Raw genomic sequence first — 15,845 nt, 5'->3', positions numbered from 1 at the left:
AAATTTTTTTTGTATAAAAAATATACATTACTGGACTCTTCACATGCTTAATAGATAAAAATGTATCGTTTTAGAACCTTTTTATATGTAATGTTATACTATTTATAATGCCGGTTTTTGTTATATTTTTTATTTAAAATCAATTCATTATTTTATAATTATTTGTTAATTTGGCTTGTCTTAATATGAATCATAATGTGTCATTAATGTATTTTATTTGTGCATTTAAGGTATTAGATGATTAACATATGCAAATATAATATTTGGCAAAAAGTTACTTTTATTTATATAGTTCAAACCATTTTAAGTACCTAATAAAAATATGAATTTCTAATATTATTAATTATTTTGTGATGAATATTAATAAATGGCATGAAATTCGCTTTATTTTCAGTAGTTACAAAAGATTGGGTTTTTGACTTTGTTTTTCCATTTGTTCAAATAAAAATGCTCATAGAAAAGTAAAGAATTAAACCTAAATAGGCTTATCTGTTGAAAAAGAACTTTTCTTATGCAGATTTAGATGTTACTCAAAAGGATAATATCTTTTAAAAAACTAATTACGTGGGTATGAACTTGAAATTAAAATTTTTTAAGCTCGCCATTTTAAGTCTGGCTATTACATCTGTTCCTTGTGCTTACGCAATTACGCCAGCGCAACCAAACAAAATTTTGCATGTTGCCTATGAAGCCCCGGATGATGGCTTCGATATGGTTAAAACTACCAATTTCTATAGTGCTAATATTGCTGAGGCAATTTTTGAGCCTTTACTTAAATATGACTATCTGGCACGCCCATTACAGTTAGCTCCCTATACAGTAGAGAGCCTGCCCAAAGTGGAACAAGACGGTAAAGTGTATACTTTTAAAATTAAGCCAGGTATCTATTTTACTAATGATCCCGCTTTTAAAGGTAAACGCCGTGAGCTAGTAGCCGAAGACTACGTCTATACAATTAAACGTATTCTAGATCCTAAAAATAGAGCACCGTCTGTTTCATTCATTGATGGTAAGTTACTAGGTGCCGATGCGGTTGTAGCCCAAGCAAAGAAAACTGGAAAATTTGATTATGCTGCTCCAATTGCAGGAGTCAAAGCACTTGATCGATATACTTTACAATTTACCTTAACTCGCCAAGACTATAATTTCCCTTATATTCTTGCCTATATTGCATTTGGCGGAGTTGCTAAAGAGGTTGTCGATTATTACGGTGACCGTATTGGTATGCATCCCGTAGGTACAGGCCCTTACATGTTAAGTAAGTATGTACCAAGAAGTAAGGTCGAGTTGATTGCTAATCCTGATTATCGTGGTTTTGTCTGGAACTTTAAGTCGACAGGAACACCTTGGGATAACCAGCTTGTTAAGGAAATGTCTGGAAAGAAAATGCCACAAATTGGAAAGGTGGTAGTCAGTATTATTGAAGAAGAGCAGTCAAGATGGTTAGCTTTCCAGTCGGGTCAACTCGACTTTGACAAACTTACAGCGAGTGCAGTTCCTCAAGCTTTAGATGGAAATCAGCTTAAAGCTTCTTTTAAGAAGAGAGGAATTAAACACTTCCCATATAAGGAACCTGAAATTACCTATACGATGATGAACATGCGTGATCCGGTGATTGGTGGTTTTAGCCCAGAAAAGATCGCTCTTCGTAGAGCAATTACTTTGTCGTACAACCAAAAAGAAAGTATAAAACAGGCTTATAAAGGGCAAGCTGTTCGGGCTGAAATGTTTATACCTGAAGGTGTGAATGGCTATAATCCGAAATATAAAAGTAGCTTAGGATATAACCCGCTGCTAGCAAATAAATTACTTGATTATTATGGTTATAAAAAAGGTGCTGATGGTTATAGAACCCAGCCAAACGGGAAACCTTTGATTTTAAAAATCAATACAGAAAATAGCTCGGCCTCAGTTATCCACTCAGAACTCTGGAAAAAGAATCTGGATGCAATTGGCATTCGAGCTGACTTTAAGGTAAGTAATTTTGCAGATAACTTAAAAGCCGCAACTCAATGTAAATATATGATTTGGAGTGGGGCATGGATTGCTGACTATCCTGAAGGAGATAATTTTGCACAGTTGCTTTATGGACCAAATGCTGGACAGGGAAACCATGCTTGTTATCAGTCTAAAACATATGACGCTCTTTATACTCAGGCCATTCATTTACCACCGCAACAACGTCTACCATATTATGAAAAGCTCAATCGCCAGATTGAAGCTGATAACCCATGGATTGTTCATGTAACTCGAATTCGTAACTGGTTAGTACGGCCACAAGTTCAAGGTTTTAAACCCCATCCTATGATGAATACAAACTGGCAATATCTTGATATTACTCCTATTAAAAAATAATTTTAGATAAAGATCATGATGACTGAAAATTTAAAACAAAAGCTCAAGCACTGTAGTATCAGCTTGCTATTCGCTAGTATGGCCTTAACGGGATCTACAAGTATTTTTGCGAAAAGCCCAGCCGATCCGAATAAAGTTTTACGTTATGTATTTCCAACAGCTGAGACAGGTTTCGATCCGGCTTATATCCATGATTTATATTCTGCGCATGTAACCACATCGATATTTGAAACTCTATATACCTATGATTATTTAGCAAGGCCGGCAAAGCTTATTCCGCAAATAGCAACTGCTATGCCAGAAGTCAGTGCTGATGGTTTGACCTATACCATTCGCATTAAAAAGGGAATTTATTTTACGCCAGACCCTGTTTTTAAAGGCAAACCTAGAGAATTAACAGCCAATGATTATGCGTATTCTTTTAAGCGTTTATTGGACCCGAATCTGCGCTCTCCAAATAGCTGGCTATTAGAAAACAAAATTGAAGGTATGGATGCGTTAGTCAAAGCAGCCAATAAGTCCGGAAAATTTAACTATGATCAAAAGGTAAGTGGTTTACAAACACCTGATAAATACACTTTGGTGATTCGTTTAGTTAAGCCAGACTATAACTTTCCTTTATTACTCGCCCATGACCCGACAGGTGCAGTGGCACGTGAAGTCATCGAAAAGTATAAAGACAAAGCCGGTTATGTAATGGGCCACCCTGTAGGTACAGGTCCTTATGTGTTGAGCAAGTGGGTACCAGCATCGCGCATTGTTTTAAAAGCGAATCCTGATTATCGCGGCTTTACTTGGAACTTTAATGCCAGCAGCCCTGAAGATCAGGCAATTGTGAAGCGACTTAAAGGTAAAAAAATGCCTCAAATCGGCACAATTGATATTCAGGTAATGGAAGAAAACCAATCGCGGTGGCTAGCATTTCAGCGTGGTGAGGTTGATATATTTCAGCTTGAAGGCCAACTGGTCGCAAAAGCGGTTAAAGACGGCAAACTAAGACCTGAACTTGCTAAAGAAGGTGTGCAGTTATCTCGCATTGTTGACCCCGAAATTAGCTATATTTATTGGAATCTTAAAAATCCAGTTGTTGGGGGAATGAGTAAAGAGAAAATTGCTTTACGCCGTGCGATTGCGATGTCTCGTTCGATAGATCAAGAAATTAAACTAGTAAGAAATGATGATGCACAGCGTCTACATTTTCCAATTCCACCAGGTGTAGTGGGTAATGATCCTCAATACAGAACCAGTACCCCATATTCGGTGAAAGCAGCAAATTTACTATTAGATCGATATCACTATAAAAAAGATGCCTCAGGTTGGCGTACGCAACCAGACGGAAAACCACTTGTCATTGAATATATGGCGCGTAGTGACAGTATTGGTCAGCAAAGCGCTGAGCTGTGGAAAAAAAATTTTGATAGTTTGAATATCCGTATGGTCTTTAAACCCATGCTCTTTGCAGATCTTATTCGTGCGCAAAAACAATGCGACGGGATGTTCGGGTCTTCTGCATGGATAGCCGATTATCCAGATGGGGATAATTTTATGCAGAATTTTTATGGACCTAATACACATATGACGAACTGGTCTTGTGGTTCTATTCCAGAGTTTGATCAGTTGTATCGCCAAACGCAACAAATGCAAGCAGGTCCTGAGAGAGATGCACTTTATCGAAAAATGACACGGTTATTAGAAGTGTATATGTCTGTTCAAATCTCATATGCACGCTACCGGAATATGCTGGCTCAACCAAAAATCATTGGATATAAGAAGCATCCAATTTTACATGCAGAGTGGATGTATTTCGATATTGATACAAATACTAAATCTAATCATTAAATGAAAAAAATTGGAGATATGATGAAAAATAATGCACTGAAAATGACAACCTTATGTATGTTGACCATAGGTGTAAGTCAGTTTGCAACGGCAGAGACAACACGTCCTATTTTGCCATTACTTAAAGCACAACAACTTCCAGCATGGTGTAATGCGAATTTAAAAAAGATTCAGAAAGAGATTTCAAATTTTGAAAAAACACCTGTTAAAGATAATGCAGCAGCGGCACCTATATTGGCAAAATGGGATAAAGTTTTTGCGCATTTTGAAGATTTCTCAGGTCCTATAAGTCTATATAGTAACGTAGACCCAGATGCAAAGTTACGTAAGGCAGCAGAAGACTGTGAAATCAAAATTAATCAGTTTCATACTGATATATTTCAAAATTCAAAATTATATAACGTCATTAAGAATACCAAAGCTACTGATCCGATAGACCAAAAATATCGTCAAGATATTCTAGATCAGTTTGAAGACACAGGTGTTCAACTTGAGCCAGTAAAGCGTGCACGAATGAAAGCTATTCTGGATGAGCTGACTAAACTAGAACAAGAATATGCCCGTAACGTCCGTGATAATCCAGAGAAACTTGAGTTTACTCCTGAAGAGATGAAAGGCTTACCTCAAAGTTATATTTCAGCATTAAAGAAAAATGCTAAAGGCAACTATTTATTAGGTTTTGAATATCCGGAATATCGTCCTTTTATGGAGTTGGCAGATAATGATGATGCCCGAAAAAGATATCAAATTGCCTTTACGCGACGGGGTACTGAACAAAATTTAAAACTACTTAAACAGGTAATTGATTTGCGTTATGAGCTTGCTCAGTTATTTGGAAAAGCAAGTTATGCAGATTGGGTTTTAAAAGACCGTATGGCTAAAACGCCTGAGGCTGTAAATCAATTTTTAGCAGAAGTCCAAAAAACGGTAGCGCCACTTGAACGTAAAGAAGTAGAAGAACTCCGTGAATTTAAAGCACAAACATTAAAAACACCATTAGAAAAAACCGAGATCACACGTTGGAGTGAAGCTTACTGGAGTGAAAAGCTTCGTAAGAGTAAATATCAGATCGATCAGGAAAAACTTCGTGATTATTTCCCAACTTTAGCTGCTCAAAAATGGTTGTTTGCTATTTCATCTGACCTTTATGGTATTGATTTTAAACCTGTCAAAGTTAAAGCATGGCAGGACGAAGTTGAATATTACGATGTAGTTGATAAGAAGACAGGAAAACTCCTTGGTGGCTTATATATGGATAAATTCCCTCGTGAAGGGAAGTATGGCCATGCCGCTGTTTGGGGAGTATATGGTGGTAGTACATTAACAAACCGCTTACCAGTTTCAGCACTAGTCACGAACTTTAATCGTAAAGGGCTAAATAGCGATGAGCTTGAAACTTTTGTTCATGAGTTTGGCCACGCTTTACACGGCATTTTGTCAAATACCCGCTATACCAGTCAGTCAGGAACATCCGTAGAACGTGATTTTGTAGAAGCGCCGTCTCAAATGTATGAAGAGTGGGCACGCCGTAAAGAAACTTTATCTAAAGTGGCCGATTATTGCGATCCAGCCTGCCCACGTGTTGACGATGAGTTAATTGCCCGATTAAAAGCAGTACATAACTATGGTCGTGGCTTACGTTATGCACGTCAGACTCTTTATGCACAGTACGATATGTCGTTGCATACTGCCGATGCATTAAAAGTAAAACCTTTAGAAAATTGGCAAAAAATGGAAGCAGCTACAGCCTTGGGATATGTACCAACAACAGAATTTCCTGGACAGTTTGGGCATTTGATGGGCGGTTATCAAGCAGGTTATTACGGCTATATGTGGTCTGAGGTTCTAGCTTTAGACATGCTTTCTGCTTATGGGGATAACCTTAATAACCCACAAGTAGGGCAACGTTACCGTCAAACGATCTTATCGCAAGGTAGCCAAAAACCAGCAGCTGAATTAGTTAAAGATTTTCTCGGTCGTGATCCTGACAATAAAGCATTCTTTAACGAAATTACCGGACAACGGGTTAAATAAGGAATTATCACTATGCTGGCATATGTTATTCGGCGTTTATGGCAGATGATTCCAACTATGTTGGGGGTAGTCTTACTTATTTTTATTCTTTTTAACTGGGTAGGTGGAGATCCTGCTTATATTTTAGCGGGCAAGATGTCTAATCCTGAGCAGATCGAAAACATTCGTAAGCAGTTAGGTGTCGATCAACCTTATTACGTTCAGCTCTGGATTTTCATTAAGCAGATTCTCACTTTTGACTACGGTGCAAGTTGGAGTACTGGCGAACCTGTTTCTCAAATTATTTTAACCCGATTAGGACCCTCACTCACGCTTCTAATTCCACTGACTATTTTACAGACGGTTATTTCAATTATTTTGGCATTGGCTGTTGCCTCGGTACGTGGTTCTTTAACCGACCGTATGGTGATGATGCTATGTACTATCGGCATGTCAATCAGCATCTTAGTTTACATTATTGTTTTTCAATATGTTTTAGCTTATCAACTAAGTTGGTTTCCTGTGCAAGGCTGGAGCGACACCTTTACTGATAACTTATTTAAGTTTGCCTTACTACCAATTCTAATCATGCTGGTGGTAAGTATTGCACCGACTTTACGTTTATATCGTAGCTTTGTGCTTGATGAAATTAATCAGGACTATGTTCGAACAGCACGGGCTAAAGGTGTGGGTGAAACCCGAATCTTAGGTGTACATGTACTACGTAATGCTTCAATTCCTATTATTACCGATGTGATGTCAACTTTACCTGCATTGCTCATAGGCGCATTTTTAATTGAACGTTTTTTTGGTATTCCCGGGATTGGTCGAGAGGTGATTATTGCAGTTGAGCGGAGTGATTTTCCTGTTATTAAAGCAATTACAGTTTACATCGCAGCTGCAACCATGATTTTTAACCTGATTGCCGATTTGGTCTACAAAGTGGTTGATCCACGTGTACAGTTGAAGTAGGTGGGCTATGCTGAGCGTTTTATCAAAAAGAAAACAACAAACAAAAGCCGAAGCTCATTCATCTGGCCTGTGGAAACTTGCCATGCGTCGTCTTCGGGCCGACAAGATCGTAATGTCATCGCTAGTGATTGTATTGCTTTATTTTATTATCTTGGTTCTATCAATGACGGGCGTGATTGCATCTGACTGGAATAAAGAGGTAGCCGTAAGTTATGCACCGCCTACATTTATAGGGGCAGATAAGACAACAGATGCAGGGCAAAAGGCGGCAGCGATTGAAGAAGAGTTACCAGAAAATCCAGTCGATCCTTTAAAAGATGTAATTGATAAGCTTAAGGCTGAAATTAAACAAGAAAAGAGCTCTGGAAGTGCAATTGATTATTATGGTGTAGTTGACCCATTAGCCGATGATATGAAAGCGATCGATCAGCAACTTGGAGGACATTTACTTGATCAACAAGCAGAACTGAAAAGTACCCTTGTGTTTGGAGCTGATAAATGGGGACAGGACGTTTTAAAGAAAACTATTAAAGGTGCTGAAACTTCAATTATTGTTGGGGTGATATCGGCTTTACTTGCAGTAGGAATTGGTACACTTTTAGGCGCAATTTCTGGATATTTCGGTGGTTGGGTTGATGATATTCTCAACTGGTTTTATAACATTTTTACCTCAATTCCATATTTGTTATTAGTTCTCGCGATTGCTGCAGTACTTCAACAAAAAGGCATTCTATCTATTGTTCTGATTTTGGGTTTAACGGGCTGGACAGGTGTTTATCGATTAATTCGTGCCGAATATATGAAACACACTGCACGTGAGTACGTTCTTGCTGCCAAAGCAATTGGTGTTGGTCACTTCCGCCGTATATTCATTCATATTTTTCCAAATGTCAGCCATATTGCTTTAGTCCAGATGTCAATTTTGGTGGTGTCTTTCATTAAATCTGAGGTCATCTTGAGTTTCTTGGGTTTTGGTGTACCAGTAGGCGTAGTGTCTTGGGGAAGCATGTTAAATGAAGCACAAAGTGAACTTCTTTTAGGTAAATGGTGGCAACTTGTCGCAGCCTCTGTCGCAATGGCTGTTTTGGTTACGGCATTTTCAATGTTTACTGATGCACTTCGTGATGCGTTAGATCCAAAGCTAAAATAAGAGGAAGGTCAAATGTTAGAACAAGAAAATAAGAATGCGCCGTTACTGCATGTTAAAAATTTACGAGTAAGTTTTAAAGGTGAAGATAAGCAATATATTGAAACCGTAAAAGGAATTACTTTTGATATTCCTGCAAATACTACGGTTGCTTTAGTAGGTGAGTCGGGTAGTGGTAAATCGGTTACTTCTTTGGCAACTATGGGATTGCTGCCTGTAGGTCAGAGTAAAATTGATGAGCAAAGTAAAATTATATTTGAAGGCAAAGATTTACTGAGCTTATCTCGTACAGAGATGCGTAAAATTTGTGGCAAAGATATTGCGATGATTTTTCAGGAGCCGATGTCATCATTAAATCCAGTTTTTACGGTTGGCAATCAAATTGCAGAAGTGTTGTGTTTGCATATGGGATTGAGCCGTAAACAGGCCCGACAACGCGTTTTAGAGTTGCTTAAAGAAGTAGGTATTCCTTCACCTGAAACTAAAATTGACGCTTACCCAAATCAACTTTCGGGTGGTCAACAGCAACGTGTCATGATTGCTATGGCGATTGCGTGTGAGCCTAAACTGCTCATTGCCGATGAGCCGACTACGGCACTTGATGTAACGATCCAAAAGCAAATTATTGATTTACTCGAGTCATTGCGTAAACGTCGTCAAATGTCGATGCTTTTTATTACCCACGATTTAGCATTGGTCGGTGAAATTGCAGATAAAGTCATTGTAATGCGTCATGGCGAGATAAGAGAACAAGGTGCTGCTGAGCAGGTCCTTGAACAGCCTAAAGATGTATATACGAGAGCTTTGTTATATTGCCGCCCGCAAATATCTCAACGGCCTTATCGTTTGCCTGTAACGAATGATTTTATGCGTCAAGAAGACGATGTATTGGTCGAACAAAGTTTTGATGTTTCAGCAATTCCCGAGCGCAAACGTGGTTTAAATGGCGATGAACAAATCATTTTGGAAGTAAAAGACCTGAAAAAAAGCTTTTATAGCCGTAAAGGTCTATTTGGTAAAGAAGAGTTTCAAGCCGTAAAAGGTGTTTCTTTTAAGCTGGCTAAAGGAAAAACCTTAGGATTAGTTGGTGAGTCAGGTTCAGGTAAAACGACTGTTGGGCTATTACTCATGCGCTTACATCAGGCATCTGGTGGGCAGGCTTTCATCGAAGGTAAAGATATTCTTTCATTAACTGAAAAAGAGTTTGCTAAATATCAACGGAAAATCCAGATCATCTTTCAAAATCCCTATGCGTCTCTTAATCCACGCTTTACCATCGGGCAGATTTTATTAGAGCCTATGCAAATTCATAACATTGGTAAAGATGATGCAGAGCGTAAACAAATTGCCCTTGGACTGCTTGAGCGAGTCAATTTACCTGAACAAGCTTACTACCGATATCCACATGAGTTTTCAGGTGGACAACGTCAACGTATTGCCATTGCACGGTGTTTAACGCTAAAGCCTGAAATTTTAATTTGTGATGAATCTGTTTCTGCACTAGATGTTTCAGTTCAGGCACAGGTACTTAACTTATTACAAGACTTGCAAGATGAGTTTGGGCTTAGTTATATCTTTATTTCGCATGACTTATCGGTTGTGAAATATATCTCTGATCAGGTCATGGTCATGAATCATGGCGAGGTTGTAGAAATAGCCAATTCAGATGAACTCTATGCACATCCTCAACATGATTATACTAAACGATTATTGCAGGCCATTCCTCAAGGGATTCAACACGTTTCATGAGCGTACAGTTATGTCGTTAAGGGCACTTTCGAGTGCCTTTTTATTTGGTTTATGTGGTAAATGCTTATAAAATAAGAGAAGTAAATTTAGAGTATTTTATTCTTGCTATGTGCGCCAATTTTAAACCTTTAACTCTTACACAACTACAGCAACTTCAGTTGCCTGTGGTCGGCTTTAGCTATGCCGAAGAGGTTTATCCTGCAGGAACAATGCCACTATTATTTAAATCACCACAAGGGCTTGAGTGGCGTGAAGTGATGTTCGGATTGGTTCCAAAATGGGCTGAAGATACAAATATAGCAAAACATACCTACAATGCCCGCCATGAGACTATTTTCCAAAAACCGAGTTTTCAAGAAGCTGCACTTAAATGTAAATTTGGTGTGATTCCAGTGACCGAATTTTATGAAAGTAAGTATATAAATGATAAACCTGAGCGGTGGGGTGTACGCCGTAAAGATGGGCAGGCTTTTTTTATTGCAGCGATCTACGAAATTTGCAAAATGAATGAAACGATTATTCGTTCTGCAAGTATGTTGACCATGGACGCTATAGACCATCCAATGATGAAAGACTTTCACGAGCCGGGCGATGTTAAACGATCAGTTATTGTGATTCCACACGACCGACTAGATGAATGGTTAAGTTTAGAATCACCTGATATTTCCAACTTTATCGAAGGTTTTCCAGTTGAAGAGTTTGAATGCTCTCATGTACCAAAAGAAAAAATTATAAAACCGACACCACAGTTAAGTATGTTTGACTAATCTATCTAAAATTAAGATGAGGTTATTGATCTCAAATTTGAATCAATAACCTATATCACTTATTCAATATTTTTACTTAATGTTTGTACCTCGGAATCTTCAGCTAAATAGCTCAATTCAATGGGTGAAATCACAAAAGTTGTATTATCTGAGGTCTGTTTAAATACAAAGCCATATTCAAAAGATTGGCTATTTTTACTTGGTAACCAGAATAGATAAGGGCAGCCTGTATAACTACCATCCCAACCCATTTCTCTAGCGAGAGCCAAAGCTGTATCAGATTTCGCTATGATTTCTTTGAGTGATTCTTTATCTCGTGTTGAGACATCACCATCATCATCTGCAAATGTTTGTAGAAACTCATTTAAGGGCTTAAGGTCTTCCCAGTTATGTTCTATTGTTGAGAAATGATATCCATATAGCATCATGTGCACTTTCTTCCATCTTGTTATTGTGTCCTTGAACATACCAAGAAATATATGAAAAGGAAATGGATAAATCTGATTTAAGTTGTTTATTTTTCATAACTTATAGATTATTTTTTGTACGGAATAAAGACTTTTATAAATATTAAAATTATTTATATTACCTAAATAGCATAGGTGGAAAGTAACAATCCTAATGATTAGGATAAATTACTATTTTAGTAAATCAAACTGTTGGCGAATATAGAATTGTTCATAATTCACCTATAATGGAAGTGAAACTATGTAGAGCATATTTATGTTTATAACAACTACGCGCCCACAAGATAATTTAATTAATCAACTTTTGCCTATTTTGGAACAGGCGAGTCAGATTTTACTAGAAGAATATCAAAATTATTCTGCGGGTTATGAGTTTACTATTCATGAAAAGCAAGATGATTCACCTGTAACCCAAGCGGATCTAAAGGTAAATAGATTTTTATTAAAGCATCTTGCAGAGATTACTCCAGAGTTGCCTGTATTGTCTGAAGAAAGTGATTATAGTGCCCGTCATGAATGGTCTACTTGTTGGATGTTAGATCCACTCGATGGAACCAAAGAATTTATACATGAACGTGATGAATTTACGATCAATCTAAGCTTGATCAACGGCAAAGAAACTGTTTTCTCAGTTATTGCTGTGCCATGTGAACAAGTTGTGTACTTAGGATATCTACAAGATTTACCTTTTAAATATAGCTTTAGCCAACAACAATGGTATCAATATCAGGTTAGTTCAACTTCGCTAGATGCACCTATACAAATAGGACTTAGTCACGGTAGTAAAAATCCAAAATACCAAAAATTTATTCAACCTATAGAAAAAGAACATCGTATTATTCGACGAGAAGCTGGGAGTGCCTATAAGTTTTGCATGATGTTAGAAGGTGAAATAGATATTTACCCACGCTTTCATCCTACTTCTGAATGGGATACCAGTTCTGGTCAAGGTCTCTTAGAAAGTATAGGCGGTGGTTTACTTACTCTTGATGGAAAACCTTTTGAATATAACCAAAGAAGCACGGTTTTAAATAAGGGCTTTATCGCTTTTCGTGATCAGGAAAGCAAAAAAATAGCATTTGAAGCATTAGCCCAATCAGGTGTTATAGATTGAGAGTTATGCCAGACATGTTATAGTGGCAAAGTATTGAAAAAAGATGACAAGATAAAGATGGCACTCGATTTATTGCCTAAAAGTATGTTTGAAGCAATTGATTTATTGCCCGATGCTTCAACTCCTGTAACCTTATTTACGCGCCATTCTTTAAGAGAACTTGTAGATGGGCAGGGCTTGGCTGGTTATGATCTCCAACTTACTCCTCAAGGACGTGAGCTTGCGCAGGCATGGGGTAATTACTTAATCAAAAATACAGATCGTGTTATTCAGCATTGTATTTCAAGTCCAATACAACGCTGTGTCGATACGGCGGCACTCATGATTGAAGGGGCTGACGATGTAAGTCCCCAATCAAATACTCATACGATTGAAATTATTGAGCAAGGGCTACTTGTTGAACCGGGTAGCTTTGTGTTGGATATACAACAAGCTGCTCCTTATTTTAAAAAGCAGGGTGCTTTAGGTTTTATTAATAGTTTTGTAAATAATGCATTACCTGGTATGAAACATCCCATTACAGGTGTTTTAGATGTACTAGAGCTTATTTACCGGACTCATCCAAAAACTAAAGGCGGTCTTAGTTTAGCCGTGAGTCATGACACGATTATTGCAGCAATTGTTGCTGTAATTTCTGGTGAGAATAAAATTAAGAAAGAAGACTGGCCGGAAATGATGGAAGGATTATTTGTATGGTTTGAAGGTGAAGAGTTTCCAAATTGTAAATTAAAGTGGATTTGGAGAGGAAAGGCCTATGAGCTGAATGTAGCTAAATTTCATAAAGTGCTATAAGCTCAAAAACAATAGATAATAAAAAAAGCCCTATTGGGCTTTTTTTACATGTTCAAATTAGTTAGCTAACGCTTTAACTTGAGCATTTAAACGGCTCTTATGACGAGCAGCTTTATTTTTGTGGATGATGCCTTTATCAGCCATGCGGTCGATTACAGGAACAGCTTTTTTGTAAGCTTCTGTAGCAATAGCATAATCACCACCAGCGATTGCACTTAAAGTACGTTTGATGTAGGTACGAACCATAGAACGCAAGCTTGCGTTGTGTTTACGCGCTGTAACGTTTTGACGCGCACGTTTTTTAGCTTGAGCAGAGTTTGCCACTCTTGCACTCCTTGAAAATAAGTTGGTCTGGGCGGGCTGTGGTCAATTCAGTAAACTGGTGTAACCATCACCAGCCCGTAAACAAGTGCCATATTGTGATGAATCAACACCGTGAAGTCAAGCCTTGCGAGCATTTTAAGCGGTTTTAGGGGCTGCTAAAACGGTAAGAAAAGGTTAAATTTGATACAAACTTGAAGAGGGTTGGATAAAAAATGACTATAAGTACTAAAAAAGCAATTGTGATAGGTGCTACGGGACTTGTGGGTTTAGCGCTTGTCGAACAGCTTGAGCAAACACTGGAATTCGAAGCGATTACTGTTGTGGTCAGAAAAGAATCACAACTACTTAATACATATAAAAAAGTTACTCAACTCGTTATAGAGGATTTTTTATTACTCAATGATGAAGATGTGAATGGCCATACCCATGCTTTTAGCTGTCTTGGAACAACATTAAAAGTGGCAGGCTCAAAACAGGCTTTTTACGCTGTGGATTATGAAATCAATGCTCATTTAGCAGATCTAGTGCAAGATAAGCACATTCATCTATTGCTAGTGAGTGCCCTTGGAGCAAATGCAAACTCTCCAATTTTCTATAATAAAGTGAAAGGACAGTTAGAGGATTATATTGAGAGCTTAGAACTCGAAAAACTATCTATTTTTAGACCGTCTTTACTGATTGGTAAACGCAGCGATGTACGGTTTATTGAAGACTTAGGGCAGAGTCTATTTAAACTTATTGAGAATAAATTTCAAAAGCCATTCAAATATAAGCCAGTAACTGCGGAGCAATTGGCTCATACGATGGTCGTAGCGGCGCTAACGCAAATTGAAGCCTTTAAACGATATGATAATCTGAGCATACAACAAACTCGATAAGGGAGTATTAAAGTGTCGACAGTACCATTTGTAACATGTGATTTATTAGATGATAACCCTGAAAAAGACTTACAGGTTGTAATCCCATCAATGGATGGCAAGTTCTTTCAAAGTTATGGAGCTCGTAAAACTTTTGGGGGACAGGTTGTAACAGTAAAGTGCTTTGAAGATAACTCACGTGTAAAAGAGTTATTGGCAACAGATGGTACAGGTAAAGTATTAGTTGTGGATGGTGGTGCATCTATGCGCTGTGCACTCATGGGTGATTTGATTGCTGAGTCAGCAGTTAAAAACAACTGGAATGGTGTAGTGATTTACGGTTGTGTACGAGACGTTGATGCACTTGCGACCTTAGATTTGGGAGTACATGCATTGGCTGCAATTCCACAAAAAAGTAATCGTAAGGGCATTGGTGAGGTAGATATTAATTTGTATTTTGGTGGAGTCACAATTCAATCTGGTGATTTTATCTATGCTGATAATAATGGGATTGTGATAGCAAAAGAAAAATTAGTCTAATTCTCTAATATAAAGGAAGGCATGATGGTGATTCATCAAATTAAAGTACTTCAAGCAGTTGTATCTGCAATTGCTGAAGGTGGTAGAGGTGTTTCAGGAACAGCATTTCCACAACAACCTGCAAAGGCTTTGAAATTATATGAATTTGAAGGTTCACCATTTTGCCGTCGTGTTCGTGAAGTGATTACACTTTTGAATCTGGACGTTGAAATTTATCCATGCCCTAAAGGTGGAACAAAGTATCGTTCAGTTGTAAAAGAAAAAGGCGGTAAATTACAGTTTCCATTTTTAATTGATGAAAATACTGGCGATCAGCTATATGAATCACAGGATATTATTCATCATTTATTTAAACATTATGGTAAGACAGGGAAAACGCCGCAGAAATTTTCGAGTTACCCAAACATGCCTTATGTTGCAGTTGCTGGAACTATATTAAATGGAGCTCGCGGAATATGGATAAATAAAAAAATTGTTGATAGAGCTGCACCTGAACAAAAACTTGAGTTATGGAGTTTTGAAGCAAGTCCGTATTCACGAATTGTAAGAAGTCTACTCTCTGAACTTGAGCTTCCATATATTTTGCATAATGTGGCAAAAGAGAGATGGCAAGATATGGGACCTGCTATTCTTCGCTTAAAACCAGGTAAATACATACCTTTAGAAGGTGGAAAAAGAGAAAAGCTATTGCCGATTATGCAGGATAAAATGCAAGTACCATACTTAGTAGACCCAAATACGGGAGTGAAGATGTTTGAGTCTGCTCAAATCGTAAAGTATTTAAAAAAGCAATATGGGCGTTGATTAAGGTTAATTTGAGTAAGGGTTTAAGGCGTTTTCCTTAAACTCTTATCAACATCAGATTTCTTAACAGGTTGTATGAAAAAAATATGAGTATGCTAAATTAAT

14 protein-coding genes and 1 pseudogene are annotated in these 15,845 nt (G+C 37.7%); 12 read left to right on the top strand and 3 right to left on the bottom strand.

Annotated features, from left to right (window positions below; all coding sequences use genetic code 11):
* Window positions 1-311: 311 nt before the first annotated feature.
* Window positions 312-433, bottom strand: a pseudogene (locus H7R46_RS09510) (hypothetical protein).
* A gap of 131 nt (window positions 434-564) precedes the next feature.
* On the opposite strand from H7R46_RS09510, the gene H7R46_RS09505 reads away from it, so the two are divergent.
* The 7 genes from H7R46_RS09505 to H7R46_RS09475 all read left to right on the top strand — a co-directional run bounded on the left by H7R46_RS09505 (window position 565) and on the right by H7R46_RS09475 (window position 10,842).
* Complete coding sequence (locus H7R46_RS09505; RefSeq protein ID WP_080631106.1) at window positions 565-2,355, top strand: ABC transporter substrate-binding protein; 1,791 nt, start codon at window positions 565-567, stop codon at window positions 2,353-2,355.
* A 15-nt stretch (window positions 2,356-2,370) separates the two neighbouring features.
* Window positions 2,371-4,194 (top strand): ABC transporter substrate-binding protein, encoded by a 1,824-nt coding sequence (locus H7R46_RS09500; RefSeq protein ID WP_005069494.1) that lies wholly within the window; start codon window positions 2,371-2,373, stop codon window positions 4,192-4,194.
* On the top strand, window positions 4,195-6,228 hold the full coding sequence (locus H7R46_RS09495) for a M3 family metallopeptidase (RefSeq protein ID WP_080631104.1): 2,034 nt from the start codon (window positions 4,195-4,197) through the stop codon (window positions 6,226-6,228). It begins immediately after the preceding gene.
* 12 nt (window positions 6,229-6,240) lie between these two features.
* Window positions 6,241-7,179, top strand: coding sequence for an ABC transporter permease (locus H7R46_RS09490; protein ID WP_182924193.1), 939 nt, complete (start codon window positions 6,241-6,243; stop codon window positions 7,177-7,179).
* Window positions 7,180-7,186: 7 nt separating this feature from the next.
* Window positions 7,187-8,329, top strand: a complete 1,143-nt coding sequence (locus H7R46_RS09485) for an ABC transporter permease (RefSeq protein WP_005069489.1) — start codon at window positions 7,187-7,189, stop codon at window positions 8,327-8,329.
* 12 nt (window positions 8,330-8,341) lie between these two features.
* Window positions 8,342-10,075, top strand: coding sequence for an ABC transporter ATP-binding protein (locus H7R46_RS09480; protein WP_005069486.1), 1,734 nt, complete (start codon window positions 8,342-8,344; stop codon window positions 10,073-10,075).
* Window positions 10,076-10,182: 107 nt separating this feature from the next.
* Window positions 10,183-10,842, top strand: coding sequence for an SOS response-associated peptidase family protein (locus H7R46_RS09475; RefSeq protein ID WP_031945299.1), 660 nt, complete (start codon window positions 10,183-10,185; stop codon window positions 10,840-10,842).
* Between the two features lie 59 nt (window positions 10,843-10,901).
* On the opposite strand, the gene H7R46_RS09470 is transcribed toward H7R46_RS09475, so the two are convergent.
* Window positions 10,902-11,270, bottom strand: coding sequence for a hypothetical protein (locus H7R46_RS09470; RefSeq protein ID WP_005069482.1), 369 nt, complete (start codon window positions 11,268-11,270; stop codon window positions 10,902-10,904).
* Window positions 11,271-11,565: 295 nt separating this feature from the next.
* On the opposite strand from H7R46_RS09470, the gene H7R46_RS09465 reads away from it, so the two are divergent.
* Window positions 11,566-12,423, top strand: a complete 858-nt coding sequence (locus tag H7R46_RS09465; protein WP_005069479.1) for a 3'(2'),5'-bisphosphate nucleotidase CysQ — start codon at window positions 11,566-11,568, stop codon at window positions 12,421-12,423.
* 57 nt (window positions 12,424-12,480) lie between these two features.
* The gene (locus H7R46_RS09460; protein WP_002117975.1) at window positions 12,481-13,215 is read left to right on the top strand and encodes a histidine phosphatase family protein; all 735 of its coding nucleotides are present in this window, start codon (window positions 12,481-12,483) and stop codon (window positions 13,213-13,215) included.
* 57 nt (window positions 13,216-13,272) lie between these two features.
* Here the strand turns inward: H7R46_RS09460 and rpsT are convergent, their stop codons facing one another.
* Window positions 13,273-13,539 (bottom strand): 30S ribosomal protein S20, encoded by a 267-nt coding sequence (gene rpsT / locus H7R46_RS09455; protein WP_005069476.1) that lies wholly within the window; start codon window positions 13,537-13,539, stop codon window positions 13,273-13,275.
* A 212-nt stretch (window positions 13,540-13,751) separates the two neighbouring features.
* Here rpsT and H7R46_RS09450 point away from each other — a divergent pair, with 212 nt between their 5' ends.
* The 3 genes from H7R46_RS09450 to H7R46_RS09440 are packed head-to-tail and all read left to right on the top strand — an operon-like array spanning window position 13,752 to window position 15,740.
* Entirely contained in the window at window positions 13,752-14,417 is a 666-nt protein-coding gene (locus H7R46_RS09450) for an NAD(P)H-binding protein (protein ID WP_005069473.1), read from the top strand.
* A gap of 12 nt (window positions 14,418-14,429) precedes the next feature.
* Window positions 14,430-14,936 (top strand): ribonuclease E activity regulator RraA, encoded by a 507-nt coding sequence (rraA, locus tag H7R46_RS09445; RefSeq protein ID WP_002117938.1) that lies wholly within the window; start codon window positions 14,430-14,432, stop codon window positions 14,934-14,936.
* A gap of 21 nt (window positions 14,937-14,957) precedes the next feature.
* Complete coding sequence (locus H7R46_RS09440) at window positions 14,958-15,740, top strand: glutathione S-transferase N-terminal domain-containing protein (protein WP_080631103.1); 783 nt, start codon at window positions 14,958-14,960, stop codon at window positions 15,738-15,740.
* Window positions 15,741-15,845 lie beyond the last annotated feature (105 nt).

Origin of the sequence: Acinetobacter sp. BEC1-S18-ESBL-01 (assembly GCF_014169935.1) — a bacterium.
GTDB lineage: Bacteria > Pseudomonadota > Gammaproteobacteria > Pseudomonadales > Moraxellaceae > Acinetobacter > Acinetobacter pittii.
The sequence above is the reverse complement of the archived record's forward strand: the minus strand, read 5'-3'. Positions and strand labels throughout refer to the sequence as shown.

What these genes read in the sequence shown, in the direction of transcription:
- H7R46_RS09470 (WP_005069482.1), bottom strand. Translation starts at nt 11,270, where the DNA reads ATGATGCTATATGGATATCATTTCTCAACAATAGAACATAACTGGGAA.
- H7R46_RS09490 (WP_182924193.1), top strand. Translation starts at nt 6,241, where the DNA reads ATGCTGGCATATGTTATTCGGCGTTTATGGCAGATGATTCCAACTATG.
- H7R46_RS09465 (WP_005069479.1), top strand. Translation starts at nt 11,566, where the DNA reads ATGTTTATAACAACTACGCGCCCACAAGATAATTTAATTAATCAACTT.
- H7R46_RS09440 (WP_080631103.1), top strand. Translation starts at nt 14,958, where the DNA reads ATGATGGTGATTCATCAAATTAAAGTACTTCAAGCAGTTGTATCTGCA.
- H7R46_RS09450 (WP_005069473.1), top strand. Translation starts at nt 13,752, where the DNA reads ATGACTATAAGTACTAAAAAAGCAATTGTGATAGGTGCTACGGGACTT.
- H7R46_RS09495 (WP_080631104.1), top strand. Translation starts at nt 4,195, where the DNA reads ATGAAAAAAATTGGAGATATGATGAAAAATAATGCACTGAAAATGACA.
- H7R46_RS09485 (WP_005069489.1), top strand. Translation starts at nt 7,187, where the DNA reads ATGCTGAGCGTTTTATCAAAAAGAAAACAACAAACAAAAGCCGAAGCT.
- H7R46_RS09460 (WP_002117975.1), top strand. Translation starts at nt 12,481, where the DNA reads ATGGCACTCGATTTATTGCCTAAAAGTATGTTTGAAGCAATTGATTTA.
- H7R46_RS09475 (WP_031945299.1), top strand. Translation starts at nt 10,183, where the DNA reads ATGTGCGCCAATTTTAAACCTTTAACTCTTACACAACTACAGCAACTT.
- H7R46_RS09480 (WP_005069486.1), top strand. Translation starts at nt 8,342, where the DNA reads ATGTTAGAACAAGAAAATAAGAATGCGCCGTTACTGCATGTTAAAAAT.
- H7R46_RS09500 (WP_005069494.1), top strand. Translation starts at nt 2,371, where the DNA reads ATGATGACTGAAAATTTAAAACAAAAGCTCAAGCACTGTAGTATCAGC.